27 protein-coding genes are annotated in these 26,600 nt (G+C 66.4%); 16 read left to right on the plus strand and 11 right to left on the minus strand.

Going from position 1 to position 26,600, the window contains the following annotated elements; genetic code table 11:
* Nucleotides 1-7 precede the first annotated feature (7 nt).
* The gene (locus tag N4S67_RS15155; protein WP_260993781.1) at nucleotides 8-571 is read right to left on the minus strand and encodes a type 1 glutamine amidotransferase domain-containing protein; all 564 of its coding nucleotides are present in this window, start codon (nucleotides 569-571) and stop codon (nucleotides 8-10) included.
* 173 nt (nucleotides 572-744) lie between these two features.
* On the opposite strand from N4S67_RS15155, the gene N4S67_RS15160 reads away from it, so the two are divergent.
* Nucleotides 745-903 carry a hypothetical protein gene (locus N4S67_RS15160; RefSeq protein WP_260993782.1) on the plus strand — a complete coding sequence of 53 codons (159 nt, stop codon included), beginning with the start codon at nucleotides 745-747 and terminating at the stop codon, nucleotides 901-903.
* Nucleotides 904-911: 8 nt separating this feature from the next.
* Here N4S67_RS15160 and N4S67_RS15165 read toward each other — a convergent pair whose 3' ends face one another.
* Nucleotides 912-2,561 carry an MFS transporter gene (locus N4S67_RS15165; protein WP_260993783.1) on the minus strand — a complete coding sequence of 550 codons (1,650 nt, stop codon included), beginning with the start codon at nucleotides 2,559-2,561 and terminating at the stop codon, nucleotides 912-914.
* On the minus strand, nucleotides 2,561-3,262 hold the full coding sequence (locus N4S67_RS15170; RefSeq protein ID WP_260993784.1) for an LppX_LprAFG lipoprotein: 702 nt from the start codon (nucleotides 3,260-3,262) through the stop codon (nucleotides 2,561-2,563). The genes N4S67_RS15165 and N4S67_RS15170 overlap by 1 nt, the downstream gene beginning before the upstream one ends.
* Before the next feature lie 78 nt (nucleotides 3,263-3,340).
* Here N4S67_RS15170 and N4S67_RS15175 point away from each other — a divergent pair, with 78 nt between their 5' ends.
* From N4S67_RS15175 to N4S67_RS15195, 5 genes are all read left to right on the plus strand, one after another.
* A complete protein-coding gene (locus tag N4S67_RS15175) occupies nucleotides 3,341-3,943 on the plus strand; it encodes a riboflavin synthase (protein WP_260993785.1) in 603 nt (200 codons plus the stop codon).
* Between the two features lie 217 nt (nucleotides 3,944-4,160).
* Nucleotides 4,161-4,445, plus strand: a complete 285-nt coding sequence (locus N4S67_RS15180) for a WGxxGxxG family protein (RefSeq protein WP_260993786.1) — start codon at nucleotides 4,161-4,163, stop codon at nucleotides 4,443-4,445.
* 170 nt (nucleotides 4,446-4,615) lie between these two features.
* Nucleotides 4,616-5,941: a bifunctional 3,4-dihydroxy-2-butanone-4-phosphate synthase/GTP cyclohydrolase II gene (locus tag N4S67_RS15185; protein ID WP_260993787.1), complete on the plus strand. Its 1,326-nt coding sequence runs from the start codon at nucleotides 4,616-4,618 to the stop codon at nucleotides 5,939-5,941.
* A 70-nt stretch (nucleotides 5,942-6,011) separates the two neighbouring features.
* The gene (gene ribH, locus N4S67_RS15190; RefSeq protein ID WP_260994051.1) at nucleotides 6,012-6,431 is read left to right on the plus strand and encodes a 6,7-dimethyl-8-ribityllumazine synthase; all 420 of its coding nucleotides are present in this window, start codon (nucleotides 6,012-6,014) and stop codon (nucleotides 6,429-6,431) included.
* Nucleotides 6,428-6,877 (plus strand): PH domain-containing protein, encoded by a 450-nt coding sequence (locus tag N4S67_RS15195; protein WP_260993788.1) that lies wholly within the window; start codon nucleotides 6,428-6,430, stop codon nucleotides 6,875-6,877. Before ribH ends, N4S67_RS15195 begins: the two co-directional genes overlap by 4 nt.
* Here N4S67_RS15195 and N4S67_RS15200 read toward each other — a convergent pair.
* Together N4S67_RS15200 and N4S67_RS15205 are read right to left on the minus strand one after the other, a co-directional pair.
* Nucleotides 6,864-7,325, minus strand: a complete 462-nt coding sequence (locus N4S67_RS15200) for a GNAT family N-acetyltransferase (RefSeq protein WP_260993789.1) — start codon at nucleotides 7,323-7,325, stop codon at nucleotides 6,864-6,866. The genes N4S67_RS15195 and N4S67_RS15200 overlap by 14 nt on opposite strands.
* On the minus strand, nucleotides 7,322-9,280 hold the full coding sequence (locus N4S67_RS15205) for a gamma-glutamyltransferase family protein (protein ID WP_260993790.1): 1,959 nt from the start codon (nucleotides 9,278-9,280) through the stop codon (nucleotides 7,322-7,324). The genes N4S67_RS15200 and N4S67_RS15205 overlap by 4 nt, the downstream gene beginning before the upstream one ends.
* Before the next feature lie 52 nt (nucleotides 9,281-9,332).
* Here N4S67_RS15205 and uvrC point away from each other — a divergent pair, with 52 nt between their 5' ends.
* From uvrC to ppc, 10 genes are all read left to right on the plus strand, one after another.
* Nucleotides 9,333-11,318 carry an excinuclease ABC subunit UvrC gene (uvrC, locus tag N4S67_RS15210; protein WP_260993791.1) on the plus strand — a complete coding sequence of 662 codons (1,986 nt, stop codon included), beginning with the start codon at nucleotides 9,333-9,335 and terminating at the stop codon, nucleotides 11,316-11,318.
* A gap of 11 nt (nucleotides 11,319-11,329) precedes the next feature.
* On the plus strand, nucleotides 11,330-12,241 hold the full coding sequence (gene rapZ, locus N4S67_RS15215; protein ID WP_260994052.1) for an RNase adapter RapZ: 912 nt from the start codon (nucleotides 11,330-11,332) through the stop codon (nucleotides 12,239-12,241).
* Nucleotides 12,238-13,260, plus strand: a complete 1,023-nt coding sequence (yvcK, locus tag N4S67_RS15220) for a uridine diphosphate-N-acetylglucosamine-binding protein YvcK (protein WP_260993792.1) — start codon at nucleotides 12,238-12,240, stop codon at nucleotides 13,258-13,260. Before rapZ ends, yvcK begins: the two co-directional genes overlap by 4 nt.
* Complete coding sequence (whiA, locus tag N4S67_RS15225; RefSeq protein WP_260994053.1) at nucleotides 13,257-14,234, plus strand: DNA-binding protein WhiA; 978 nt, start codon at nucleotides 13,257-13,259, stop codon at nucleotides 14,232-14,234. The genes yvcK and whiA overlap by 4 nt, the downstream gene beginning before the upstream one ends.
* A gap of 5 nt (nucleotides 14,235-14,239) precedes the next feature.
* Entirely contained in the window at nucleotides 14,240-14,953 is a 714-nt protein-coding gene (locus tag N4S67_RS15230; protein ID WP_260993793.1) for an ABC transporter substrate-binding protein, read from the plus strand.
* Nucleotides 14,954-15,031: 78 nt separating this feature from the next.
* Nucleotides 15,032-16,051, plus strand: coding sequence for a type I glyceraldehyde-3-phosphate dehydrogenase (gene gap / locus N4S67_RS15235; RefSeq protein ID WP_260993794.1), 1,020 nt, complete (start codon nucleotides 15,032-15,034; stop codon nucleotides 16,049-16,051).
* Between the two features lie 2 nt (nucleotides 16,052-16,053).
* Complete coding sequence (locus N4S67_RS15240; RefSeq protein WP_260993795.1) at nucleotides 16,054-17,268, plus strand: phosphoglycerate kinase; 1,215 nt, start codon at nucleotides 16,054-16,056, stop codon at nucleotides 17,266-17,268.
* Between the two features lie 8 nt (nucleotides 17,269-17,276).
* Nucleotides 17,277-18,062, plus strand: a complete 786-nt coding sequence (gene tpiA / locus N4S67_RS15245; RefSeq protein WP_260993796.1) for a triose-phosphate isomerase — start codon at nucleotides 17,277-17,279, stop codon at nucleotides 18,060-18,062.
* A gap of 30 nt (nucleotides 18,063-18,092) precedes the next feature.
* Nucleotides 18,093-18,326, plus strand: a complete 234-nt coding sequence (gene secG / locus N4S67_RS15250) for a preprotein translocase subunit SecG (protein ID WP_260993797.1) — start codon at nucleotides 18,093-18,095, stop codon at nucleotides 18,324-18,326.
* A 169-nt stretch (nucleotides 18,327-18,495) separates the two neighbouring features.
* Nucleotides 18,496-21,285: a phosphoenolpyruvate carboxylase gene (gene ppc, locus N4S67_RS15255; RefSeq protein ID WP_260993798.1), complete on the plus strand. Its 2,790-nt coding sequence runs from the start codon at nucleotides 18,496-18,498 to the stop codon at nucleotides 21,283-21,285.
* On the opposite strand, the gene N4S67_RS15260 is transcribed toward ppc, so the two are convergent.
* The 6 genes from N4S67_RS15260 to tal form a co-directional block, all read right to left on the minus strand.
* Entirely contained in the window at nucleotides 21,282-21,575 is a 294-nt protein-coding gene (locus tag N4S67_RS15260) for a hypothetical protein (RefSeq protein WP_260993799.1), read from the minus strand. The two genes, ppc and N4S67_RS15260, sit on opposite strands and share 4 nt — an antisense overlap.
* 26 nt (nucleotides 21,576-21,601) lie before the next feature.
* Complete coding sequence (locus N4S67_RS15265) at nucleotides 21,602-21,973, minus strand: ATPase (RefSeq protein WP_260993800.1); 372 nt, start codon at nucleotides 21,971-21,973, stop codon at nucleotides 21,602-21,604.
* A 273-nt stretch (nucleotides 21,974-22,246) separates the two neighbouring features.
* Nucleotides 22,247-22,984 (minus strand): 6-phosphogluconolactonase, encoded by a 738-nt coding sequence (gene pgl / locus N4S67_RS15270; RefSeq protein WP_260993801.1) that lies wholly within the window; start codon nucleotides 22,982-22,984, stop codon nucleotides 22,247-22,249.
* Nucleotides 22,981-23,892 carry a glucose-6-phosphate dehydrogenase assembly protein OpcA gene (gene opcA, locus N4S67_RS15275; protein ID WP_260993802.1) on the minus strand — a complete coding sequence of 304 codons (912 nt, stop codon included), beginning with the start codon at nucleotides 23,890-23,892 and terminating at the stop codon, nucleotides 22,981-22,983. Before opcA ends, pgl begins: the two co-directional genes overlap by 4 nt.
* 49 nt (nucleotides 23,893-23,941) lie before the next feature.
* On the minus strand, nucleotides 23,942-25,468 hold the full coding sequence (gene zwf / locus N4S67_RS15280; protein WP_260993803.1) for a glucose-6-phosphate dehydrogenase: 1,527 nt from the start codon (nucleotides 25,466-25,468) through the stop codon (nucleotides 23,942-23,944).
* The gene (tal, locus tag N4S67_RS15285) at nucleotides 25,465-26,583 is read right to left on the minus strand and encodes a transaldolase (RefSeq protein WP_260993804.1); all 1,119 of its coding nucleotides are present in this window, start codon (nucleotides 26,581-26,583) and stop codon (nucleotides 25,465-25,467) included. Before tal ends, zwf begins: the two co-directional genes overlap by 4 nt.
* Nucleotides 26,584-26,600: the final 17 nt, after the last annotated feature.

The raw sequence follows: 26,600 nt of genomic DNA on the forward strand, positions 1-26,600 counted from the left end.
AGTTCGGCTACGAATCGGCCTTCGAGAACGCGCCGACCAGAGCGTCGCAGAACGCCGGCAGATCGTCGGGCTTACGGCTCGAAATCAAAGTGTTTGGCCCGCGCGAACATTCGACCACTTCATCGTCAACCCAATTGGCCCCGGCGTTGACGAGGTCGGTCTTGACGCTCGGCCACGACGTCATCATGCGTCCCCGCACCACGTCGGCCTCGACGAGCGTCCATGGACCGTGGCAGATGACCGCGACGGGCTTGCCGGCCTCGAAGAAGCTCTTCGCGAACGCGACCGCGCCGGAGTTCATGCGCAGGTTGTCCGGGTTGGCCACACCGCCGGGCAACACGAGGCCGGCGTAATCGGAAACCGACGCGCTGTCGGCGGCTTTATCGGCCTCGAAGGTGTCGGCCGGTGTCAGGTGGTTGAAGCCTTGAACCTTGCCGACCTCGGTGGAGACCAGTTCCGGGGTTCCGCCCGCCTCTTCGATGGCCTTCCACGGCTCGGTGAGCTCCACCTGTTCGACGCCTTCGGGGGCGACCAGAAACGCAATTTTCTTGCCATTCAGTGAACTTGACATGAATTCTCTCCGGTGAAGTTGTTGCCTATCGCACGCATACCCGGCGCGGCGAGGGGCCAATCAGCGCGTCTGCGCCAGTAGACTCGGGGCAGTGGGTCTTACGGACCCGCTTGTCATATCGCGCTTTCACCGACGAGTTGCGCGCTTGGTGAGCACGAACAAAGGACACGAGCATGACTGCGTTGCAGGACTGGCTCAGCAGCACTATCGACCCTCGAAGCATCAAGGCGCTGATCTGGGACACGATCCGCGGTTCTGCCGACGACCAGCCCTCGGCGGTTGCCGAGGTGGCCGCGCCCCCGCTGATCCGCAGGGGTCTCGAGCGCTGCTGAGCCTCCGATCAGCCCGAGCGGTGCCTGCCGCCGGAGGTTTCCTGACCCCGAGCTGGATCGTTTGCACTGACATTGTCTGCGGGGGCCGCCGCTTCGTCGGCATGCTCGTGCTTGCCGCTGATCAGTAGCCCCAGCACCGCCCCGACGAGGCAGACCACCACGGTGACCAGGAAGATGTCCCCGTATTGCAGGACGTAGGCCTCGCGGTAGCGGTCAGCCTGTGCGGCCAGCCGCTCGGCCAAGGTGTCGGCGCCGCGGGGGAACGGCAAGGTCTGAAGGTGCTGGTTGAGGCGATACAACCCCCAGGCCGTCAGCGCAGCCAGACCAATCAACATGCCGATCATGCGGGCGACGACAACGGCCGCCGACGCGATGCCGTGCTGGGCGGCAGGCACCACCCGCAGTGTGGCTGATGTCAGCGGACCGATCACGAGACCGAGGCCGATGCCGGCGATTGCCAGGTCGGTGTCGAGAACCGGCAGGCTGACGAAGCCGAGGTCGTGGTACGCCGACAACAGGCCCACCGGCCACTTGGAGATCAGCCAGTAACCGCCCGCGGCAATGAGCAGGCCGGTGAACGCGACGATGCGGTCGCCGATGCGGCTGGCGATCCATCCGCCGATCACGGCGCCGATGGGCAGCGCTATCAGGAAGCGCAGCAGCAGCAGCACCGCTTCGGTCTGGTTCTTGCCGAGCACGCCCTGCCCGAACAGCTCGACATTGACCAGCGTCACCATCAGCGCGGCGCCGGCGCACAACGATGCGCCCAGGGCCGCCAGGAAGGGCCGGAAGTGCACGCCTGTCGGCTCGATGAGCCGCGTCTTCGCGAACCTTTCCCAGACGAAGAACGCCACAAGGGCGACGACGGTGCCGGCAAGCATGGGAAGTCCGTAATCGGGCAGGATCTTCTTCCCGTCGGGAGCCGGGTTGTAGAGGCCGATCACCGCCAGGCCGAGTGCGATGGCCAGCAGCACGCCGCCGACCACGTCGACCTTCTCGGGTTGGTCCGCCTTGAGGCGCGACGGCAGGCTGAAATGAATCAGCACCATCGCGAGGACTGCCAGCGGCACATTGATCCAGAACACGTCGCGCCAGGAGGTCAGAGCTGCGACCACAGCGATGCCGTACAGGGGTCCCAACACACTGCCGAGCTCCTGTGCGGCGCCGATCCCGCCCAGCACCGTGGCCCGGTTGCGGGTTGCCCACAAGTCAGCGGCCAACGCGAGGGTGACCGGCAGCAGGGCGCCGCTGGCGACACCCTGAATGGTGCGGCCGACCACCATGGGAATGAGGTCGCTCGACATCGCGGTCACCACCGAGCCCAGCGCGAAACCGGCCAGGCTGACCTGGAGGACCATTTTTCGGCCGAACCGGTCGGAGGCGCGGCCGAGCAACGGCATGGCGGCGATGTAGCCCAGCAGATACCAGGTGATGATCGGTGTCACCCGCTGGAGCTGATTGATCGCGATGCCGAGGTCCATGATGATGTCGCGGATGATCGCGACCACGACATAAGTGTCGAGCGCGCCGAGGAGTACGGCGAGACCGCCTGCGCTGATGGCGATCCGGCGATTGGACGTCGGTGCCGTGACGGCTCCGGTGTCGGGTGTCGCCACCCGAGCGGCTCCGGCGTTGCCTGCCTCTTCTGCAGTGGACATCAGACCGCAGGCTTGGTGACCGTGACCGGCTTACCCCACTCGGACAGCGTCATCGTGACGCTGTTGCCCGCCGAGGGCTCCAGCTTCACCTGCGCCAGTTTGTGGTCGCCTTCCTCGGCGATCCACGCGGTACCGGGAACCGGGCCGGTGGCACCGATCTGTGGGGCGATCTTGTTGACCGCATCGGCGCTGACGGTGCCGGTGACGCGGACCGCCTCGACGCCGTTGAGGGTCTCGCGGCCGTCGGCCTTGGGGTCGGAGAAGTTGGCGAGCACATTGGCCAGCCCCGTGTCGGGGTTCAGAATCGCCGAGGCGTCGTAGATGTCGGCAGCCGGGCCGAAGTCTTGAAAGGCGCTGCCTGGCGTGAGGGTGCCGTAAAGAATGCCGTCGGCGACGATGAATTCGATGCCCTCGAGCCGCTGGCCCAGGAAGATGATGTTGGCCTTGCCCTGCGCGGCGACCGCGGGGGTGTTGGTCAGGTCGCCCTCGAGGGATTCGATCGGCAGTTCCTCGATGGTGCCCTGCACCGTGAGCAGCATATGGACGCTCGTCTGGGCCTTTGTGGTCTCGCTGGACTGCTTCAGCAGCGTCGCGGCATCCGGCAGCTCCTTGCCCGAATCCTCGGACGACTTCGAACACCCGGCGACGAGGGCGATGACAGCGATGAGGGCGGCGAAGATCGCCACAAGGCGGGTCTGCATGACTGCATCGTAGAGGGTGCGGATGTCGTGGGGCTGTCCCCGCACTCGCGGTCGTCGTACTCGCCTAGCCTGGAATCCGTGTTCACCGGAATCGTCGAAGAATTGGGCGACATCGTCGGCAAAGATGACCTGGGCGACTCGGCGCGACTGGTCATTCGCGGCCCTATCGTCACCGCCGATGCCAGGCACGGCGACTCGATCGCGGTTAACGGCGTGTGCCTGACCGTGGTCGACGTGCTGTCCGATGGCGCCTTCACCGCCGACGTGATCGGCGAGACGCTCAATAGGTCGAGCCTGCGCGGGGTCGGCGTCGGCAGCAAGGTCAACTTGGAACGTGCCGCCGCGGTCAACAGCAGATTGGGTGGTCACATCGTGCAGGGCCATGTGGACGGCACGGGTCATGTCATCGCGCGCACACCGTCCGAGCGCTGGGAAGTGGTGCGAATCGCGCTACCGCTCGGACTGTCTCGATACGTCGTGGAAAAGGGGTCGATCACTGTCGACGGAGTGTCGCTGACGGTTTCCGGACTCGGTCACGACTGGTTCGAGGTGTCGCTGATCCCCACGACGATGAATCTGACGACGCTCGGTCAGGCCCAGGTCGGCGCGCAGGTCAACCTCGAGGTCGACATCATCGCCAAATACGTCGAACGCCTCCTCGCCCCCCAGTCGCCAACCTGAGTGCATCGCTTGCGCATCGACTGGATTTGCTTGCGCACGATAATACGTCGTACCTGACGTCACGTTTAGGGCGCTGAACAGCCCGTAACGGGTTTAGCGGGCTTGGCCGACTTCATTCGGGTGGTTTAGCTACCACCTGGCCGGGCTATCAAGCTGCCGTGAGCCGGGGGGCTGAGCAAATGCTCAACTGGTTCCGTCAACCAAGAGGAGTAGAAGCATGCGTAAATCACTCGTGATCGGCACGACCGCCCTGACGTTGTTGTTCGGTGGGGCTGGGGTGGCCAACGCCACCGAACCGACCGCACCGGCGACGACGACCATCGTCGCGCAGGAAACGGAGCACGAGGACGATGGCGGCGACAACGGCCTGTGGGGGCTCGCGGGCCTGCTGGGTCTGCTCGGCCTGGCCGGCCTGAAGCGACGCAAGGACGCCGACCATCCGGCTACGCGGGGCACCGCGGGTCCTGCGGGTCCGGCGGGTCCGGGTACTCCGCGCGCCTGACATCTACGGTGGCGGCCCCCGTCAGGACTGGTCCTGACGGGGGCCGCACTCTCTGCGACGCGCCATGAGGTGAGTTCTCCATCACACCGGCCTGCCGATCCAGCTGATGACTTGCGCGTTGAGCATGACGGGGCAATAAGGACCGTCCGTCAGTGGTTCATACTGATGTGATGACGAGGCTGGACTCGATCGAGCGGGCGGTCGCCGACATCGCTGCGGGGAAAGCCGTCGTCGTTATCGACGATGAGGATCGCGAGAACGAGGGCGATCTCATCTTCGCCGCCGAGAAGGCCACGCCTGAACTCGTGGCGTTCATGGTGCGCTACACCTCCGGGTACCTGTGTGTGCCGCTGGACGGTGCGATCTGCGACAAGCTCGGCCTGCTGCCGATGTACGCGGTCAACCAGGACAAGCACGGCACCGCCTATACCGTGACCGTCGACGCGAAAAACGGTGTCGGAACCGGAATCTCGGCGTCCGATCGCGCGACAACAATGCGCCTGCTCGCCGATCCGTCCAGCGTCGCAGACGATTTCACGCGCCCGGGCCACGTCGTTCCGCTGCGGGCAAAGGACGGCGGGGTGCTGCGCCGGCCCGGCCACACCGAGGCCGCCGTCGACCTGGCCCGGCTGGCCGGTCTGCAGCCGGCGGGGGCGATCTGTGAGATCGTCAGCCAGAAGGACGAAGGCGCCATGGCGCAGACCGATGAGCTGCGGATCTTTGCCGACGAGCACGACCTCGCGCTGATCTCGATCGCGGACCTGATCGAATGGCGCCGCAAGCACGAAAAACACATCGAGCGCATCGCCGAGGCGCGCATCCCCACCCGCCACGGCGAATTTCGGGCCGTCGGCTACGCCAGCATCTACGAGGACGTCGAACACGTCGCGCTGGTCAGGGGCGACATCGCCGGACCGCACAGCGACGGGCATGACGTGCTGGTGCGCGTGCACTCCGAATGCCTCACCGGTGACGTGTTCGGTTCCCGCCGCTGCGACTGCGGCCCCCAGTTGGACGCCGCGCTGGCCATGGTCGCCCGCGAGGGCCGCGGTGTCGTGCTCTATATGCGCGGACACGAGGGCCGTGGCATCGGCCTGATGCACAAGCTGCAGGCCTATCAACTGCAGGACGCCGGCGACGACACGGTCGACGCGAACCTCAAGCTCGGGTTGCCCGCCGACGCCCGCGACTACGGCATCGGCGCGCAGATCCTCGTCGACCTCGGTGTGCGCTCAATGCGGCTGCTGACGAACAACCCCGCCAAGCGGGTCGGCCTCGACGGCTACGGACTGCACATCATCGAGCGGGTGCCGCTGCCGGTGCGTGCGAACGCGGAGAACATCCGCTACCTGATGACGAAGCGTGACCGCATGGGCCACGACCTCGTCGGCCTCGAGGACTACCACGAGGCCGCGAGCATGGATTCCTACGACGAGGGCGTCTACCTGCTCGGTGATCGGCGGACCACCGACCGCGACCTCGGTGGCGCGCTGTGAGTAGCGGAGCCCTGAAGTGAGTGGCGGCGGCGTTCCCGATCTGCCCCATCTCGACGCCTCCGACCTCAAGATGGCCATCGTCGCGAGCACGTGGCACGAGAAGATCTGCGACGCGCTGCTCGACGGCGCCCTGCGCGTCGCATCCAACGCGGGCATCGACAATCCCACGGTGGTGCGTGTGCTCGGTGCGATCGAGATACCCGTCGTGGCACAGGCTTTGGCCGCCAGCCATGAGGCAGTCGTCGCACTCGGCGTGGTGATCCGCGGGGAGACGCCGCATTTCGACTATGTCTGCGACGCCGTGACTCAGGGCCTCACTCGTGTGTCGCTCGACGCTTCGACACCGGTGGCCAACGGGGTGCTGACCACCGACACCGAACAGCAGGCATTGGACCGAGCCGGGCTGCCGTCGTCGGCGGAGGACAAAGGCGCCCAGGCCGCCGCTGCGGCTCTGTCGACCGCACTGACACTTCGCGGTCTCCACTCATGAGTGACTGGGACGTCGAGATACGACCCCGTCTGACACCGTATTTCGCGTACGGCGCGGCGGCGGTGATTCTCGCCGCACACATTGCAGTTGGCGCCCTACTGAAAGTTGCGTCCACCGGTGTGATCTTCCAGACCGCCGATCAGGTGGCGATCGCACTGCTTGGTGTCGTCATTGCCGGGGTGGCGTTGTTGTTCGCCCGGCCGCGGCTGCGTGTCGGCGCTGACGGCATCGCCGTGCGAAATCTGTTGAGTTATCGGCTCATTCCGTGGTCGGACATTGTCGGCGTTTCGTTTCCGCGAGGCGCCCGCTGGGCGCGTGTCGACCTGCCCGACGACGAATATGTTCCCGTACTGGCCATCCAGGCCGTCGACAGGCGCCGCGCCGTCGAGGCGATGGACAGTGTCCGCGGACTGCTGGAACGCTACAAGCGCATCAATTCACGTTGAGGGTCATCGCGAGTTCACGACGGTTGCGGCTTTCGGCCGACGGGCTGAATCCGAGGCTCTCGTAGACCGTGCGCGCCGGAGTGTTGTCGACGGCGACCCGCAGCCGCACGGTGCGCGCGTGCCTGCGCTGCGCCCAATCCAGCGCAGCGACGACCAGCTGACGGGCCAGCCCGAGCCCGCGGGCCGACGGATCGAGCCACAGCGAGTACAGGTAGACAGTGTGGGTGTTCTGCGGCTGCGCCCCGATCAGCCCCACGGCGCGGTTTCCGATCACCGCGGCGAATTGGGCGTGATCCCGCAGCCGCCGACGCCATCTCGCAGCGGTGAAGGTCACCTCCTCGCGAAACTGCGGATCGTTCTCGCCGAGAGATTCGGTCAACGCCCGCAGGCGGACGGTGGCGAACAGCCGCCAGTCCTTCTCGGTGAGACGGACGATCCTGACGGTCACCGGGTGTCGCCCATGACCAAACCCTCGCGTCGTGGGTCGGCACCGCCGATCAGGCCGGGGTCGTCGCGGGCGATCGCCGAAAGGCCGCTCGACTGATCGGCCAAATCGACCTGGTGCCCGAGTTTGCGCAGGCCCTGCACGAGCGGGTCGTGGTCGCCGTTGTCGGAGATGTCGATGATCGGGTGCTCACCACCGACGTTGGTCTTCGGTGTGTTCGCCGCACCGAAATCGACGGATGACACCGCCTGCTGCGGGTTGAGGCCCCAATCCAGCATGCTGACAAGCGTTTTCACGACGAACTGAATGATCACCGAACCGCCCGGTGAGCCCAGAACCGCGTACAGCGGGCCGCGGTCCTGACCCGCAGCGGGCTGTCCGAAGACGAGGGTCGGGGCCATGGTGCTGCGCGGCCGCTTGCCCGGCTGGATGCGGTTGGCCACCGGTGCCCCGTCCGGGCCTGCGGGTTCTGCCGAGAAGTCGGTCAGCTGGTTGTTGAGAATGAACCCGTCGACCATGTGGAACGACCCGAACGCCGATTCCACCGTCGTGGTCAGCGACGCTGCGTTGCCCTGCGCGTCGACGATGCTGATCTGACTGGTGCCGTGCTCGGGGGTCGGCGGCGCCAGCGCGGTCGGCGGTCCGAACTCGCCCGGCTTCGCGGTGCCCATGGTGCGCTCCTGCGAGATCAGGGCCGCGCGCCCCGCGAGATAGTCGCTACCGAGCAGGGTGTTGGGTGAGCCGCCCGGCAGTGGCACGAAATCGGTATCCGCGACGTACTTGTCGCGATCGGCGTAGGCAAGGCGCTCGGCCTCGGCGATCAGATGCACGCCCATCACCGACGGTCTGCCGCCGTTGAGGTCCACGTCGGTGGGTTTGTGGTCGGCCATCGGGAAGCGCTCGAGCATCCCCAACGTCGCGGCCACGGCGATACCGCCGGACGACGGGGGAGGCATCCCGCAGACCTCCCGGCCGCGGTACGGCGCGCACAGGGGTTCGCGCTTCTTGACGGTGTATCCCGACAGGTCCTCCAACGCCAGCTGGCCGGGTGTACGGCCACCCGCGGCGTCGGCCGCGGCTCGGACGATCGCCCTGGCGATCTCTCCGCTGTAGAACGACTGTGGGTCGGTTGCGATGACGCCCAACGTTTTCGAGTACGCAGGGTTCGTCAGACGCGTGCCCGAAGCCTTCGGGCTGCCGTCCGGGTTGAGAAAGTATTCGGCGGCCTGCGGATCGACCTTCAACTGGGGCGCGGCGTCTGCGATGGCGGCCGCCAATCGCGGGCTGATGTCGAACCCGTCGTCGGCCAGCGTGACGGCGGGGGCGAACAGGTCGCGCCACCCCGTCTTGCCGTGCTCCGCGTGCACGTCCTGCAGCAGTCGCAGGATCCCGGGCACGCCGATGGATCGCCCGGAGGCCCTGGCGTCCGGTTTCGGTTCGGTGCGGTCGGTGTCGGAGATCCAGCGCAGGTAATTCTCGGTGGCCGCAGCGGGCGCGGTCTCGCGGCCGTCGTAGGCCTGCACAGCACCCGACGCGGCGTCGAAGTACAGCAGGAAGCCGCCGCCGCCGATTCCCGAAGCCTGCGGTTCGACCAGACCCAGCACCGCCTGTGCGGTAACGAGCGCGTCGGCGGCCGTTCCGCCGTCGCGCAGCACTCCGCACGCGGCCTGCGTGGCCAGCGGATTCGCGGTCACCACCGCATAGCGGGAGGTGCGCACGGCCGTCATGTCGGTGCGGTAGCCGGTAGCGACCTCAGGATTGGTGGAGATGTTGCGCGAGGGGGTCGGCCCCGACGTTGGCGCGGGCGCCTTCGACGTCGGTGTGCCGTTGGCGATGATCTCGCATGGTCCCGCCGCGGCCGGAGGCGGCGCTTCGGTGTCCTCGGTGCCGCAACCGGCCAGCACCAATACCGCCCCCGCCAGCGGGGCCATCAGCTTCTTCAGCGAGGAGATCCGCATCACTCGACCGTAGTTGATCGGAGCCGTCCGACGGCGGCAGTAACCTGAATCCGTGCCCGATCCAGCGACGTACCGACCCGCTCCCGGGTCCATTCCCGTCGAACCGGGCGTCTACCGCTTCCGCGACCCGCACGGACGGGTCATCTACGTCGGCAAGGCCAAGAGTCTGCGCAGCCGGCTGAACTCCTACTTCGCCGACATCGCGAACCTGGCCCCGCGGACGCGGCAGATGGTGATGGCAGCGGGCAGCGTCGAGTGGACCGTTGTCACCACCGAGGTCGAGGCGCTCCAGCTCGAGTACAACTGGATCAAGGAGTTCGACCCGCGGTTCAACATCCGCTACCGCGATGACAAGTCCTACCCGGTGCTGGCCGTGACGCTCAACGAGGAATACCCGCGCCTGATGGTCTACCGCGGGGCACGGCGCAAGGGCGTGCGCTACTTCGGGCCGTACTCGCACGCGTGGGCCATCCGCGAGACACTGGACCTGCTCACCCGCGTCTTTCCCTCGCGAACGTGCTCGGCCGGAGTGTTCAAGCGGCACAGGCAAATCGACCGTCCGTGCCTGCTCGGATACATCGACAAGTGCTCTGCACCCTGCGTCAATCGGGTGAGCGCAGAAGAGCACCGGCGGATCGTGCTGGATTTCTGCGACTTCCTCGCGGGCAAGACCGACCGGATGATCCGCGATCTGGAACGCCGGATGAACAAGGCCGCCGAGGAACTGGACTTCGAGCGCGCCGCCAGGCTGCGTGACGATGTCGGAGCGCTCAAGCGGGCGCTGGAGAAACAGACGGTGGTCTTCGGCGACGGCACGGACGCCGATGTGGTGGCGTTCGCCGACGACGAGTTGGAGGCCGCCGTCCAGGTGTTCCACGTCCGAGGCGGCCGGGTGCGCGGCCAGCGCGGCTGGATCGTCGAAAAGTCAGGTGAGCCGGGCGATTCCGACGGTCAGGAACAGCTCGTCGAGCAGTTCCTCACGCAGTTCTACGGCGACCAGGCCGAACTGGGTGGTGCTGCGGACGAGTCGACGAACCCGGTCCCGCGACAGGTGCTGGTGCCCTGTCTGCCCGGGAACACCGACGAACTGGCGACGTGGCTGTCGGGCCTGCGCGGCTCGCGGGTGTCGATCCGGGTGCCGCAGCGGGGCGACAAACGCGCACTGGCCGAGACCGTGAAACGCAACGCTGCGGGCGCGCTGGCCCAGCACAAGCTCAAGCGCGCCGGCGACTTCACCGCCAGAACTGCTGCGCTGCAGAGCATTCAGGATGCGTTGGGGTTGGCTGACGCGCCGCTGCGTATCGAATGTGTCGACATCAGCCATGTGCAGGGCACCGATGTGGTCGCATCGTTGGTGGTGTTCGAGGACGGGCTGCCGCGCAAGTCGGATTACCGGCATTACGCGATCAGGGAGGCGGCGGGCGACGGCCGATCCGACGATGTCGCATCCATCGCGGAGGTGACCCGGCGGCGGTTCTATCGTCATCTTCAGGACATCAGTCACCCGACAGAGCTTGCGCCGGAGGGCAAGTCGCGTAAGTTCGCGTATCCGCCCAATCTGTACGTCGTCGACGGCGGCGCGCCGCAGGTGAACGCCGCGCAGGCGGCGCTCGACGAGCTCGGGGTCACCGACGTCGCGGTGATCGGGCTCGCGAAACGACTGGAAGAGGTGTGGGTGCCGTCCGAACCGGATCCCGTGATCATGCCGCGCAACAGTGAAGGACTTTACCTGCTGCAGCGAGTGCGCGATGAGGCGCACAGATTCGCGATCGCCTATCACCGCAGCAAGCGATCGAAGCGAATGACCGCCTCCGCGCTGGACTCGATTCGCGGGCTGGGGGAGCACCGTCGCAAGGCCCTGGTGATGCATTTCGGGTCGGTCGCGCGGTTGAAGGAGGCTACCGTCGAGGAGATCACCGCTGTACCGGGAATCGGGGTGGCGACCGCCAAAGCCGTGCTCGAGGCGCTTGGTGTGCCGGTCGATTCCGATGCGCCAGAACCGGTTGTCAGCGATGATCACAGCAGGGCATCGGGATGACAGAGCAGAATATGCGCGACGACACGGGCGGGGAGGCGGGAATCAGCGCGGACGCCGAGTCGGGCATCGACGTCGTGCTCGTCACCGGCCTCTCCGGTGCCGGTCGCGGAACCGCGGCAAAGGTGCTCGAAGACGTCGGCTGGTATGTCGCCGACAATCTGCCGCCGGAGTTGATCGCGCGCATGGTCGAACTCGGACTGGCGGCCGGATCGCGGATCACCCAGCTAGCGGTCGTGATGGACGTCCGGTCACACGGTTTCACCGGTGACCTGGACTGGGTGCGCACCGAGTTGGCGACCCGTAACATCTCGCCTCGAGTGTTGTTTCTGGAGGCGTCCGACGACATCCTGGTGCGCCGTTACGAACAGAACCGTCGCAGCCATCCGCTGCAGGGGAATCAGACGCTCGCAGAGGGTATCGCTGCCGAGCGCGCCCTCCTTGCGCCGGTGCGAGCGGCCGCCGACCTGGTGATCGACACGTCCAAGTTGTCTGTGCCCGCATTGCGGGAAAGCATCGAACGGGCCTTCGGCGGGGAGACTGTCGCGGACACGAGCGTCACGGTGGAGTCGTTCGGCTATAAATACGGCTTGCCGATGGACGCGGACACGGTCATGGACGTGCGGTTCCTGCCCAACCCGCACTGGGTGGACGAATTGCGGCCCCATACCGGGCAGCACGAGGCGGTCCGCGACTACGTCCTGGGCCAACCGGGCGCCGTCGAGTTCCTCGACACCTACCATCAACTGTTGGACGTCGTCATCGACGGTTACCGCCGGGAGGGAAAGCGCTACATGACCGTTGCCATCGGCTGCACCGGCGGCAAGCACCGCAGCGTCGCGATGGCCGAGGCCCTGGCGGCTCGCCTGCAGGGCGGTGAGAATCTCACGGTGCGGGTGTTGCACCGGGATCTGGGCCGCGAATGAGCCCGCGCATCGTCGCGCTGGGCGGCGGCCACGGTCTCTACGCCACACTGTCGGCGGCACGTAGGCTCACACCGCACGTCACGGCCATCGTCACGGTCGCCGACGACGGCGGTTCGTCGGGCCGGCTGCGCAGCGAACTCGATGTGGTGCCGCCGGGCGATCTTCGAATGGCATTGGCGGCGTTGGCATCTGACAGTCCCCATGGGCGGCTGTGGGCCACCATCATTCAGCATCGATTCGGTGGCAGCGGAGCACTCGCCGGCCACCCGATCGGCAACCTCATCCTGGCCGGCCTCAACGAGGTGCTGGCCGATCCGGTGGCTGCGCTCGACGAACTGGGTCGCATTCTCGGCGTCAAGGGCCGGGTGTTGCCGATGAGCCCGGTCGGTCTGAGTATCGAGGCGGACGTGGCGGGCCTGGAGTCCGACCCCAGGATGTCGCGGGTGATCCGCGGACAGGTGGCGATCGCCACCACGGTGGGCAAGGTGCGACGGGTTCGGCTGCTGCCGGGCGATCCACCGGCAACCCGGCAGGCCGTGGACGCGATCATGTCCGCCGATCTGGTGGTGCTCGGGCCGGGTTCCTGGTTCACCAGCGTGATCCCGCACGTGCTGGTGCCGCAGCTGGCTTCGGCCCTGCAGTCGTCCCCGGCTCGGCGGGCGTTGGTGCTGAACCTGGTTGCCGAGCCGGGCGAGACGGCGGGCTTCTCCGTCGAACGCCACATCCACGTGTTGTCCCAGCATGCCCCCGCGTTCACCGTCCATGACATCGTCGTCGACTCGAGCCGGGTGCCCGGCGAGCGCGAGCGTGAACAGTTGCGGCGCACCGCGAACATCCTCGCGGCCCGCGTGGAGTTTGCTGACGTATCCAGACCTGGTACACCTTTACATGACCCGGCGAGGTTGGCCGCGGCGCTGGAAGGTGTATTGCTGCGCGGGTCGACGCCGGCCCCGGCCGTCCAGCAGCCGACCGTGCCCACCCCAGCGAATGGACCGAGAGGTGACGACCCGTGGCGATGACAGCCGAGGTCAAAGACGAGCTGAGCCGGTTGGTGGTCAACTCCGTCAGCGCCCGCCGGGCCGAGGTGGCCTCACTGTTGCGCTTCGCCGGGGGACTGCACATCGTCTCGGGGCGCGTCGTGGTCGAGGCCGAGGTCGATCTGGGCATCATCGCGCGGCGACTGCGCAAGGACATCTACGACCTGTATGGCTACAACGCGGTGGTTCATGTGTTGTCGGCCAGTGGCATTCGGAAGAACACGCGCTATGTGGTGCGGGTGGCCAAGGACGGTGAGGCGCTGGCCCGCCAGACCGGATTGCTCGACCTGCGCGGGCGACCGGTGCGTGGATTGCCCGCACAGGTCGTCGGCGGCAGCGTTGCCGACGCCGAAGCTGCTTGGCGCGGAGCGTTTCTGGCGCATGGATCGCTGACCGAACCAGGGCGGTCTTCGGCGTTGGAGGTCAGCTGCCCGGGCCCGGAGGCCGCGTTGGCGTTGGTGGGCGCTGCGCGGCGTCTCGGGGTGTCGGCGAAGGCCCGCGAGGTACGGGGCGCCGACCGGGTGGTGGTGCGCGACGGTGAAGCCATCGGCGCCCTGCTGACGCGGATGGGCGCCCAGGACACCAGGCTGACGTGGGAGGAGCGTCGGATGCGCCGCGAGGTGCGCGCCACCGCCAATCGGTTGGCGAACTTCGACGACGCGAACCTGCGGCGGTCGGCGCGAGCCGCGGTTGCGGCGGCGGCCCGGGTGGAGCGCGCGCTGGAGATCCTCGGCGACACTGTGCCCGACCACCTCTCGGCGGCGGGCAAGCTGCGCGTGGAGCACCGGCAGGCCTCACTGGAGGAGCTGGGCCGCCTCGCCGATCCGCCGATGACGAAAGACGCTGTCGCTGGCCGTATTCGGCGTTTGCTGTCGATGGCCGATCGCAAGGCGAAACAGGACGGCATTCCCGACACCGAGTCGGCCGTCACACCAGATCTGCTCGAGGACGCCTGACGCAGATGGAGACGTTGAGGGTCGGTGCAGCTTTCCCCGATCCGCCGTTCAACGGCATGCCGGACGACAGCGGCCTCGACATCGACCTGATGACGGAGCTGGCCAAAAAGCTCGGCGCCACAGTGCAGTTCATTCCTCACGAGGGCGCCGACTTCAACGGCATCTTCGATGCGCTCAACTTCGGCGCGTACGACTGCGTGGCCGCGGGCACCACGGTGACGACCGAGCGCGAGGGGCTGGCCGACTTCGTTCCGCCCTATCTCATCTCCGGTCAGTCCTTGGCCGTCGACACCAGGCGTCTCCCGCGCGTCATGTCGGTCAACGACCTCGATGGCCTGACCGTCGGCGTGCAGCGGGGCGACACCAGTCAGGCGATCGCCCAGCGCCTCGTCGACGACGGCAAAGCCGCCGCCGTGCGCGTGTACGAGTACGGCGCCATTCGCACCGCGCTGACCGACCTCACCGTCGGGGTTTGCGACGCGGTGATGAAGGTTGCCCCGGTGCTCACCGAGTTGGTCAAGCCGGTGAGCGGCGTCGAGGTCGTCGCGCGGGGCATTTCCGTCGAGAACATCGCCATTGCCGTCGCCCGGGGAAATCAGGTAATGCTCGGCCGGCTGACCGTCGCGCAGGCCGAACTGGAGGACGACGGCACGCTGCAGCGGATCCGCCGCAAGTGGCTCGGCAACCCCTACGCGGACCAGGCGCTGGCGGTGCACTGACCAGGCCGCACGTGGCGGTTGTCACACCACTAGGCTGGTCGGTGAGCATTTGAAGAGTCATCGACGAGGAGAGATCACGTGACCATCCGGGTAGGCGTCAACGGTTTCGGCCGCATCGGACGCAACTTCTTCCGTGCGCTGGCTGCGCAGAAGCAAGAGGGCAAGAGCGCCGACGTCGAGATCGTTGCGGTCAACGACCTCACCGACAACGCCACCCTTGCCCACCTGCTCAAGTTCGACTCGATCCTGGGCCGGCTGCCGTTCGACGTCTCCGTCGAGGGCGACGAGATCATCGTCGGCGGTACCCCCCTGAAGGGCCTGTCGATCAAGGAGGGACCCTCCGCGTTGCCGTGGGGTGACCTCGGGGTCGACGTGGTCGTCGAGTCCACCGGCATCTTCACCGCGCGCGCGAAGGCGCAGGGCCACCTGGACGCGGGCGCCAAGAAGGTCATCATCTCCGCGCCTGCCAGCGACGAGGACATCACCATCGTGCTCGGGGTCAACGACGACAAGTACGACGGCAGCCAGAACATCATCTCCAACGCGTCGTGCACCACGAACTGCCTTGGTCCGCTGGCCAAGGTGCTCAACGACGAGTTCGGCATCGTCAAGGGCCTGATGACGACGATTCACGCCTATACCCAAGACCAGAACCTGCAGGACGGTCCGCACAAGGATCTGCGCCGCGCCCGCGCCGCCGCGATCAACATCGTGCCGACCTCGACCGGTGCCGCCAAGGCCATCGGCCTGGTGCTGCCCGAACTGAAGGGCAAGCTCGACGGCTACGCGCTGCGCGTGCCGATCCCCACGGGCTCGGTCACCGACCTCACCGCCGAGCTGAGCAAGTCGGCGACCGTCGACGAGATCAACGCCGCGTTCAAGGCCGCCGCAGACGGGCCGCTCAAGGGCATCCTCAAGTACTACGACGCGCCGATCGTCTCGAGTGACATCGTCACCGATCCGCACAGCTCGCTGTACGACTCGGGGCTGACCAAGGTGATCGACAACCAGGCGAAGGTCGTGTCCTGGTACGACAACGAATGGGGCTACTCCAACCGCCTCGTCGACCTCGTCGCGCTCGTCGGCAAGTCGCTCTGACCGTGGCTGTCCGGTCCCTCGACGACCTTCTGGCCGAAGGAGTTTCGGGGCGCGGCGTTCTGGTGCGCTCGGACCTCAACGTGCCCCTCGACGACGACGACGGCACGATCACCGATCCCGGCCGCATCATCGCGTCGGTGCCCACTCTCAAGGCACTGTCCGACGCGGGCGCCAAGGTCGTCGTCACGGCGCACCTCGGCAGGCCCAAGGATGGTCCGGACCCGAAATACTCGCTCGCCCCGGTGGCGAAAGCGTTGGGGGACCAGCTCGGTCGACACGTCCAGCTCGCCGGCGACGTGGTCGGTACCGACGCGTTGGCGCGCTCCGAGGGCCTGACCGACGGCGATGTCCTGTTGTTGGAGAACATTCGCTTCGACAAGCGGGAGACCAGCAAGGACGATGCCGAGCGCGTGGCGCTGGCCAAGCAACTCGTCGAACTGGTCGGTGACGACGGGGCTTTCGTCTCCGACGGCTTCGGCGTCGTACACCGCAAGCAGGCGTCGGTGTACGACGTGGCTACACTGCTGCCGCATTATGCAGGCACCTTGGTGGGCGCCGAGATCAAGGTGCTCGAGCAGCTCACCAGTTCGACCGACCGGCCGTACGCCGTGGTTCTCGGCGGTTCCAAGGTGTCGGACAAGCTGGCGGTCATCGAGTCGCTTGCCGAGAAAGCCGACAGTCTGGTCATCGGCGGCGGAATGTGCTTCACATTCCTTGCCTCGCAGGGGGTTTCGGTTGGTAGTTCGCTGCTCGAAGAGGGCATGATCGACACCTGCCGCAAGCTGCTCGAGACCTACGGCGACGTGATCCATGTGCCGGTCGACATCGTCGTCGCTGACGAGTTCAAGGCAGACTCGCCGTCGGAAGTCGTTGCCGCCGATCGCATTCCCGAAGGGAAGATGGGCCTCGACATCGGACCGGAGTCGGTGAAGCGATTCACCGCGCTGCTGTCCAACGCCAGGACCGTGTTCTGGAACGGCCCGATGGGTGTGTTCGAGTTCCCGGCGTTCGCCGCGGGTACCAAGGGGGTCGCTGAGGCGATCATCGCCGCGACGGGCAAGGGCGCGTTCAGTGTGGTCGGCGGTGGCGATTCCGCGGCCGCCGTGCGTCAACTCGGCCTCGCCGAAGACGGCTTCTCGCACATTTCCACCGGAGGCGGGGCGTCGCTGGAATACCTTGAGGGCAAAACTCTGCCCGGCATCGAAGTCCTCGACTAGGAGACGCCGTGTCCCGTAAGCCGCTCATCGCTGGCAACTGGAAGATGAACCTCAACCACTTCGAGGCCATCGCCCTAGTGCAGAAGATCGCCTTCTCGCTGCCGGACAAGTACTTCGACAAGGTCGACGTCGCGGTCCTGCCGCCGTTCACCGACCTGCGCAGCGTGCAGACTCTGGTCGACGGCGACAAGCTTCGGCTCACCTACGGCGCTCAGGACGTGTCGCAGCACGAGTCCGGCGCCTACACCGGTGAGATCAGCGGTTCGTTCCTCGCCAAGCTCGGGTGCACCTACGTCGTCGTCGGGCACTCCGAGCGGCGCACCTACCACAGCGAGGACGACGCACTCGTCGCTGCGAAGGCCGCCGCTGCGTTCAAGCACGGACTCGTGCCGATCGTCTGCATCGGTGAACAGCTCGAGGTCCGCGAGGCGGGCGATCACGTCGCCCACAACGTCGAGATGCTGCGGGGCTCGCTGTCCGGGCTGTCCGCCGAACAAATCGGCCAGGCGGTCATCGCGTACGAGCCGGTGTGGGCGATCGGCACCGGCCGGGTCGCGAGCGCCGCGGACGCGCAGGAGGTCTGCAAGGCCATTCGCGGAGAGCTCGGCTCGCTCGCGTCCCCGCAAGTCGCCGCCGGCGTGCGAGTGCTCTACGGCGGATCGGTCAACGCCAAGAACGTCGGCGAGATCGTCGCGCAGGAGGATGTGGACGGCGCCCTGGTCGGCGGAGCGTCTCTGGACGGCGAGCAGTTCGCGACGTTGTCGGCCATCGCCGCTGGTGGGCCGCTTCCTTGACAGCCCCCTGCGGCCTGTAGTCTGGCGGCCATGGTTTTAGCCCTGCAGATCACGCTGATCGTCACCAGCCTGCTGGTGGTGCTGCTCGTGCTGCTGCACCGCGCGAAGGGCGGCGGCCTGTCCACCCTGTTCGGTGGCGGCGTCCAGTCCAGCCTGTCGGGGTCGACGGTCGTGGAGAAGAACCTGGACCGGGTCACGCTGTTCGTCACCGGCATCTGGCTGGTGTCCATCGTCGGCGTCGCGCTGCAGATCAAATACAGCTAAGCCCCGAATAGGCCCCCGGTTGGTGCCGACGGCCCTTCGGCGGGTGGGGCCATCTCGTCGGTCGGTTTGATGTCGTCAACCGCCCCCATTTCGGACACCTTGCCCATTTCTGAATCTGCTGGTCAGGGTTCGTCGTGCGAGGTGGTTGGCGGACGTCGATACTTGAGCGATGGTTGACGTCGGCGAACTCGAACCCATCGGTGCGGTTCAACGCACCCAGGTCGGGCGTGAAGCCACCGAGCCGATGCGTGAGGACATCCGCCTTCTCGGTGCGATCCTCGGCGACACCGTTCGCGAGCAGAACGGTGAGGCGGTCTTCGACCTTGTCGAGCGGGCCCGCGTCGAGTCGTTCCGGGTGCGGCGCTCCGAGATCGACCGTGCGGACCTGGCCGGCATGTTCGACGGAATCGACGTTCGCATGGCCATCCCGGTGATCCGCGCGTTCACCCACTTCGCGTTGCTGGCCAATGTCGCCGAGGACATCCACCGCGAACGCCGTCGGGCGATCCACGTCGCTGACGGCAAGCCGCCGCAGGACAGCAGCCTGGCCGCCACGTACGCGAAACTCGATTCGGCCGACCTCGATTCTGCGACGGTCGCTGAAGCGCTCGCTGCGGCGCAGGTCTCACCGGTGATCACCGCACACCCCACCGAGACCCGCCGTCGCACCGTGTTCGACACCCAGCACCGGATCACCGAACTGATGCGACTGCGCATGCACGGGCACTCACAAACCGATGACGGCCGCGACGTCGAACGCGAGCTGCGCAGGCACATCCTCACGCTGTGGCAGACGGCGTTGATCCGGTTGTCACGGCTGAAGATCCAGGACGAGATCGAGACGGGGCTGCGCTACTACCCGGCTGCGTTCTTCGACGTCGTCCCGAAGGTCAACGCCGAGGTGCGCGGCGCGCTGCGTGCGCGATGGCCGGACGCTCGATTGCTCGACGAGCCCATTCTGCGGCCGGGATCGTGGATCGGCGGCGACCGTGACGGCAACCCGAATGTCACCGCCGACGTGGTGCGACAGGCCACGGGCAACGCCGCGTACGTCGCGTTGGAGCACTACTTCGTCGAGCTCACGGGGTTGGAGCAGGAGCTATCGATGTCGGCGCGCCTGGTCTCGGTCACCGACGACCTGGTCGCGCTCGCCGACCAATGTCATGAGCCGGCCCGCGCCGACGAGCCGTATCGCCGCGCCCTGCGCGTAGTGCACGCGCGGCTCACCGCAACCGCGCGCGAAATCCTCGACAGCCAGCCGGAACACGAACTCGATCTGGGGCTGTCACGCTACGAGTCCCCGCACGACTTGCTGGCCGACCTCGACGTGATCGATGCGTCGCTGCGCGCCCACGGCAGTGCGGTACTTGCCGACGACCGGCTCGCACGACTGCGGGAGGCGGTGCACGTCTTCGGGTTCCACTTGTCGGGTCTCGACATGCGGCAGAACTCCGACGTGCACGAGGAAGTCGTTGCCGAGCTGCTGGCGTGGGCGGGGGTGCACGCCGACTATCGGTCACTACCCGAGCCGGAGCGCGTCGAGTTGCTGGCCGCAGAACTGGCCACCCGCCGTCCGCTGATCGGTGGCGGAGCGCAATTATCGGATCTGGCCCGCAAGGAACTCGAGATCTGCCGCGCGGCGGCACGCGCCGTCGGCGTGTACGGCCCGCGATCGATTCCGAACTACATCATCTCCATGTGCCAGTCGGTGTCCGACATGCTCGAAGCGGCGCTTCTGCTCAAGGAGGTCGGTCTCTTCGACGCCTCGAAAGACGCGCCTTATGCACCGGTCGGCATCGTGCCGTTGTTCGAGACCATCGACGACCTGCAGCGCGGATCGTCGATTCTCGAAGCGGCACTCGACCTTCCGCTGTACCGCGCGGCCGTGTCGGCGCGTGGGGACAACCAGGAGGTCATGCTCGGCTATTCGGACTCCAACAAGGACGGCGGATACCTGGCGGCCAACTGGGCGCTGTACCGAGCCGAACTCGACCTCGTCGAGTCGGCCCGCAAAACCGGGATTCGGTTGCGGCTCTTCCACGGTCGAGGGGGAACGGTGGGCCGGGGCGGCGGTCCGAGCTACGAGGCGATCCTGGCGCAGCCGCCAGGTGCGGTGAACGGCTCGCTGCGGATCACCGAACAGGGCGAAGTGATTGCTGCTAAGTACGCCGAGCCGCGGACCGCGCACCGCAATCTCGAGACGCTCCTGGCCGCGACACTCGAGGCCACGCTGCTCGACGTCGAAGGACTCGGTGATGCGGCGGGGCCCGCCTACGACGTGCTCGACGACCTGGCCGCACGAGCCCAGCGGGCATACTCCGAATTGGTGCATGAAACACCGGGTTTCGTCGACTACTTCAAGGCGTCGACGCCGGTCAGCGAGATCGGAGCGCTGAACATCGGCAGCAGACCCACGTCGCGCAAGCCCACGACGTCAATCAGCGATCTGCGGGCGATTCCGTGGGTGCTTGCGTGGAGCCAGTCGCGAGTGATGCTGCCCGGCTGGTACGGCACCGGCACCGCATGCGAGGAGTGGATCGCCGGTGGCGACGGGCGGCTGGAGGTGCTGCAGGACCTCTACAGGAATTGGCCGTTCTTCCGCACGGTGTTGTCGAACATGGCGCAGGTACTGGCGAAGTCGGATCTCGGTCTGGCAGCGCGCTATTCGGAGCTCGTCGATGACGAGAAACTGCGGCGACGGGTGTTCGACAAGATTGTCGACGAGCACCAACGCACAATCCGCATGCACAAGCTCATCACCGGCCAGGACGACCTGCTGGCCGACAACCCGGCGCTGGCGCGGTCGGTGTTCAACCGGTTCCCGTACCTGGAGCCGCTGAACCATCTTCAGGTGGAACTGCTGCGGCGCTACCGCTCCGGCGACGAGGACGAACTGGTGCAGCGTGGCATCCTGCTGACCATGAGCGGCCTGGCGACCGCGCTACGCAACAGCGGTTAGGACCTCGCGCGGTCGCGCGCCTGCTCGAGTTCTGCGATGAGTGCATCGACCTCGGCGCGTCGCTCCGCGGGCACCATCAGGGAGTAGAACGTGCCGACGCTGACGATCACCTGCAGCAGATGCTCTTTCTCACCGCCGAACAGCTTCTTGCGGCGGGTGAGCTCTTTGACCTCCGTCCCGGAGTACTGGTCCGCTGGGTTGCGGCCGCGCGAGGTATTGGCCCTCAGCTTCTCGACCCAGGCTCCGTCGACCACGATGCTCTCGCCGTTGATGCCGTCGATGCGAAACACCAGGCGATCCTAACGGCTGACTCGCCCTAGAGGCCGGCGGTCCGACGCATCCTGTTGACCGCGCCGCGGACGGCCTGCTCGGTCGCGGCCAGCGGCGTCATGACCGACTCGCCGATGCCCACAATGCGCTCGACGCGGTCGACGATGCCCTCCATGCGGTCGACGACCGCGTTGAGTCGCGGTGCGAGCTGGTTGATCTGGCTGATCGTGTCGTTGAACCGCTCAAGGGTCGCGTCCAGATTCTCGGTCGACTTGTTCAGGTCGACGAGGGTTTCGCTCAGACCCTCGAGGATGGTGTCGACCTGTTCGACGGTCACGTCGGCGTTCAGCGCCGCCTGCGCGAGCTTCCTGATCCGTTCGGAGCCGGTGCGTACCGGTTTGCCATCCTTGTCAGCCATGACGGTCATTTGATCACAGTCGCGGGAACCGTCGGGGCTGACTCGACGTCTGAACCAGGTGTGGGGAAGTGGGCAGGCGACGCGCCGTCGCGGCAGTGCGCAGCGGATCCCCGGCGGCGGCTCCGCGCGTCGGATTTTTCCGGGCGGACCGCCGAGTACGCGGCCGGGCTGCGCGACGGTGAGGAGGACCATCGGGCAGCCGCGCGTGAATGACGCGCTTTCAGTAGGACACGACGGGAGGCACGATGTCGCCGGTGCGTCAGCCGTGGTGGCTCAGAGCTTGCTGGCGGCCGACTCGTCCAACAGCCACACAGTTGCGTCGCCCCCGATCCCCCCTGCGGCGGGCACATCCACCGGATCGGCACCGTTGACGGCGGCGGCCACCGCATCGGCTTTGCCCTCGCCCGAGCAGACCAACCACACCTCGCGAGACCGCTGAATAGCGGGCAGGGTCAACGTGATTCGCTTCGGTGGCGGCTTTGGGGAGTCGGGAACGCCAAGCACGAACCGGCTGGTCTCCCGCACCGCAGGGGTATCGGGGAACAGTGAATTGATGTGGCCTTCGGGGCCGACCCCGAGCAGGTGCACGTCAAACGTCGGTGCCGGCTCGCCGTGTTCGGCGTTGGCGGCCAGCACCTGCTCATATGCCAGCGCTGCGGCGTCGAGATCATCGCCGTACTCGTCGTCCAGCGCCGGCATCGCATGCACGTTGGCCGCGGGGATGTCGATGTGGTCCAGCAGCGCCTCGCGGGCCTGCTTGTCGTTGCGCTCGTCGTCGTCCGCGGCGACGTAACGCTCGTCGCCGAAGTAGATGTGAACGTTCGACCAGTCGATCCGATCGGCGTGTTCGAGAAGCTTCTTCAGCATCCCGATCCCGGTTCCGCCGCCCGTCAGCACGATCGAGGCCCGACCGCGGAAGTCGGCAACAGAGATTATCTGCTCGGCCAGCCGCTCAGCCGCTGCCGTCACCAGCGCGTCGGGGTCGGCATAGGTGTGCACTGAGGTGTTCACACGTACTCCACTTTGTCGATGCCCTGCAGGGCCTCGTGATAGATCTCGTCGGGGTCAAGCCGGCGCAGATCCTCGGCGAGACACTCTTTGGCCTCCCTGCGCGCCAGCGGAATCAAGGCTTCCGGCCGGGACGTGCGGGTCAGCTTCGCCGTCGTCCCCTCCTGGGGACGACTCAACGTCACGGTCTCGCTGGACCGCGTCAATTCGACCTTCAAGTCGCCAACCGCCCGCTTCACGGGACCGTCGATGCGCGCGGCCAACCAGCCGGCCAGCACATCGAGAGACGGCTCGTTTCGCAGACCGGACACCAGTGCCGACGTGATCTGCTCATGCGGTTCCTGGTCGACCGCCGCGGCGAGCAAGGCGCGCCAGTAGGTGATCCGAGCCCACGCGAGATCTGTGTCGCCTGCGCTGTAACCCTGGAGGCGGCCCTTGATCGCGGCCAACGGATCAGTGCATGCCGTCGCATTGGTGATTCGTCGCTTCGCCAACCGGCCCAAGGGATCCTGGGCCGGGACAGCGGGTCCGCCAATCGGCCACCACGCCACCACCGGGGTGTCAGGCAACAGGAAGGGCAGCACCACGCTGTCGGCGTGGTCGGCGAGATCGCCGTGCAGACGCAGGGCAACGATCTCTCCGGCCCCGGCGTCGCCCCCGACGCGCAATTGCGCATCCAGCCGCGAGTCGGCACCGTCACGATCGCCGGGCACGACCACGATGACCCGGCAGGGGTGCTCGCGGCTGGCGAAGGCTGCCGCCTCGATCGAGTCCTCAAGCGATTCGTCGGAGTCAAGCGAGATCACCAACGTGAGCACCCGGCTCAAGGTAATGGCGCCGCCCTCTTCACGCAGGCCCGTGATCTTCTTGTTGATGTCGTTGGTTGTGGTGCCCGGCAGATCAATAATCATTGCTCGACTCCTCCGCGCTGCGATGCTCGCGCATGGTCGCCTTGCGGGCTCACGGCCGCCTCCATTCCCGACCCATGCGGTGCATCATCTCGTCGGCCGATGCCGGCCCCCACGTACCTGCTTCGTAGGCATCGGGTTTTCCTTGCGAGGCCCAATGGTCCAGCACCGGATCGAGTATTTCCCAAGACATTTCGACTTCTTTGTTCACCGGGAACAGTGACGGCTCGCCGAGCAGCACATCGAGGATGAGCCGCTCGTACGCCTCGGGGGAGTCCTCGGCGAACGCTGAACCGTACGAGAAGTCCATGTTGACGTCGCGGACCTCCATCGCGCTACCGGGGACTTTGGACCCGAACCGGGTGGTGATGCCCTCGTCGGGCTGCACCCGGATCACCAACGCGTTCTGACCGAGTTCCTCGGTCATCGTCTTGTCGAACGGCAGATGCGGGGCGCGTTTGAATATCAGCGCGATCTCAGTCACACGGCGACCCAGACGTTTCCCGGTGCGCAGGAAGAACGGGACGCCTGCCCATCGGCGGGTGTCGATCTCCACGGTGATCGCCGCATAGGTCTCCGTGATGGAGTCTTCGGAGAAGCCCTCTTCTTCGAGCAGTCCGACGACCTTCTCGCTGCCCTGCCAGCCCGCGGCGTACTGACCGCGAGCGGTCGTCTGATCCAGTGGCTGCATCGGCTGGGTGGCGGAGAGCACTTTGATCTTCTCTGCCTGCAGTTCCGACGGACCGAAGCTGACCGGCTCTTCCATGGCGGTCAGTGCGAGCAGCTGCAGCAAGTGATTCTGGATCACATCGCGCGCCGCGCCGACTCCGTCGTAATAGCCGCCGCGGCCGCCGAGTCCGATGTCCTCGGCCATCGTGATCTGCACGCTGTCGACGTAGTTGTTGTTCCAGATCGGCTCGTACAACTCGTTGGCGAACCTCAGCGCGAGGATGTTCTGGACGGTTTCCTTACCGAGGTAGTGGTCGATACGGAACACCGATTCCTCGGGGAACACGCTGTTGACGACGCCGTTGAGCTCCTGCGCGCTCTGCAGGTCGTGTCCGAACGGCTTCTCGATGACGACCCGGCTCCAGCGACCTTCCTGCGGACGGGCCAGACCGGATTTCTGCAGCTGCTCGCACACCTGCTGGAAGGCTTTCGGCGGGATCGACAGGTAGAAGGCGTGATTGCCGCTGGTGCCGCGCTCGGCATCGAGCTTGTCGAGCTGCTCGGCAAGCCGCCCGAACGCTTCCTCATCGTCGAAGGTGCCCTGGACGAACCGGATTCCCTCGGCCAACCGGTCCCAGACTTCCTGACGGAACGGGGTGCGCGCGTGCTGTTTCACCGCTTCGTAGACCACCTGGCCGAAATCTTCATGCTCCCAGTCACGTCGGGCGAAGCCGATCAGGGAGAAGCTTGCGGGTAGCAGGCCGCGGTTGGCGAGATCGTAGATTGCCGGCATCAACTTCTTGCGGGCCAGGTCGCCGGTCACGCCGAAGATGACGACGCCGCACGGTCCCGCGATGCGGGGCATCCGCTTGTCGCGCTTGTCGCGCAGCGGATTGACCCAGCCGCTCATTTCTTCGCGGCGTCGAGCTGGCCCTTAGTGGCTTCGAGCAGTTCGAGCCATGACTTCTCGAACTTCTCGACACCCTCGTTCTCCAGAACGAGGAACACGTCGGTGAGGTCGATACCCACCGACTCGAGCTTGTCGAAGACGGCCTGTGCCTCGTCGGCTTTGCCCGTGACGGTGTCACCGGTGATGACACCGTGGTCGGCTACGGCGTCAATCGTCTTCTCCGGCATCGTGTTCACGGTGTTGGGGGCGACCAGCTCGGTCACGTAGAGGGTGTCGGAGTAGTCGGGGTTCTTCACACCGGTCGACGCCCACAGCGGACGCTGGACGCGTGCGCCGTCACTCTTGAGCGCCTCGAACCGCGACCCACCGACGAAGATCTCCTCGTAGGCGGCGTAGGCCAGGCGGGCGTTGGCCACACCGGCCTGACCGCGCAGCGCCAACGCCTCGTCGGTACCGATTTCTTCGAGCCGCTTGTCGATCTCGGTGTCGACGCGGGAGACGAAGAACGAAGCGACCGAATGAATCTTCGACAGGTCGTGGCCGGCCTCCTTGGCCTTCTCCAGACCCTCGAGGTAGGCGTCCATCACCGCGCGATAACGCTCGACGGAGAAGATCAGCGTCACGTTGACCGAAATCCCCTCGCCCAGTACGGCGGTGATAGCGGGAACGCCTTCCTTCATCGCCGGGATCTTGATGAAGAGATTCGGCCGGTCGACGATTTTCCACAACTCGACGGCCTGTGAGATCGTCTTGTCCGCGTCGCGTGCCAGCCGCGGATCCACCTCGATCGACACCCGACCGTCGACGCCGTCAGAGTTGCGGTAGACGTCGGCCAGGACGTCGCAGGCGTCTCGGACGTCGTCGGTAGTGACGGTTCGGATCGTGGCGTCGACGTCCGCGCCTCGTTCCGCAAGCTCCGACACCTGCGCGTTGTACGCGTCACCCTTCGACAGCGCCGCCTGGAAGATCGACGGGTTGGTGGTGACACCGACGACGCTCTTGGTGTCGATCAACTCTTTCAAGTTGCCGGTCTGCAACCGGTCGCGGGACAAATCGTCGAGCCATACGGACACGCCCGCCGCGGACAGCGCCGCGAGATTCGAATTCTGTGCCATTTCTGTGCCTTTCAGGA

Origin of the sequence: Mycobacterium deserti, from assembly GCF_025345615.1 — a bacterium.
Classification (GTDB): Bacteria; Actinomycetota; Actinomycetes; order Mycobacteriales; family Mycobacteriaceae; genus Mycobacterium; species Mycobacterium deserti.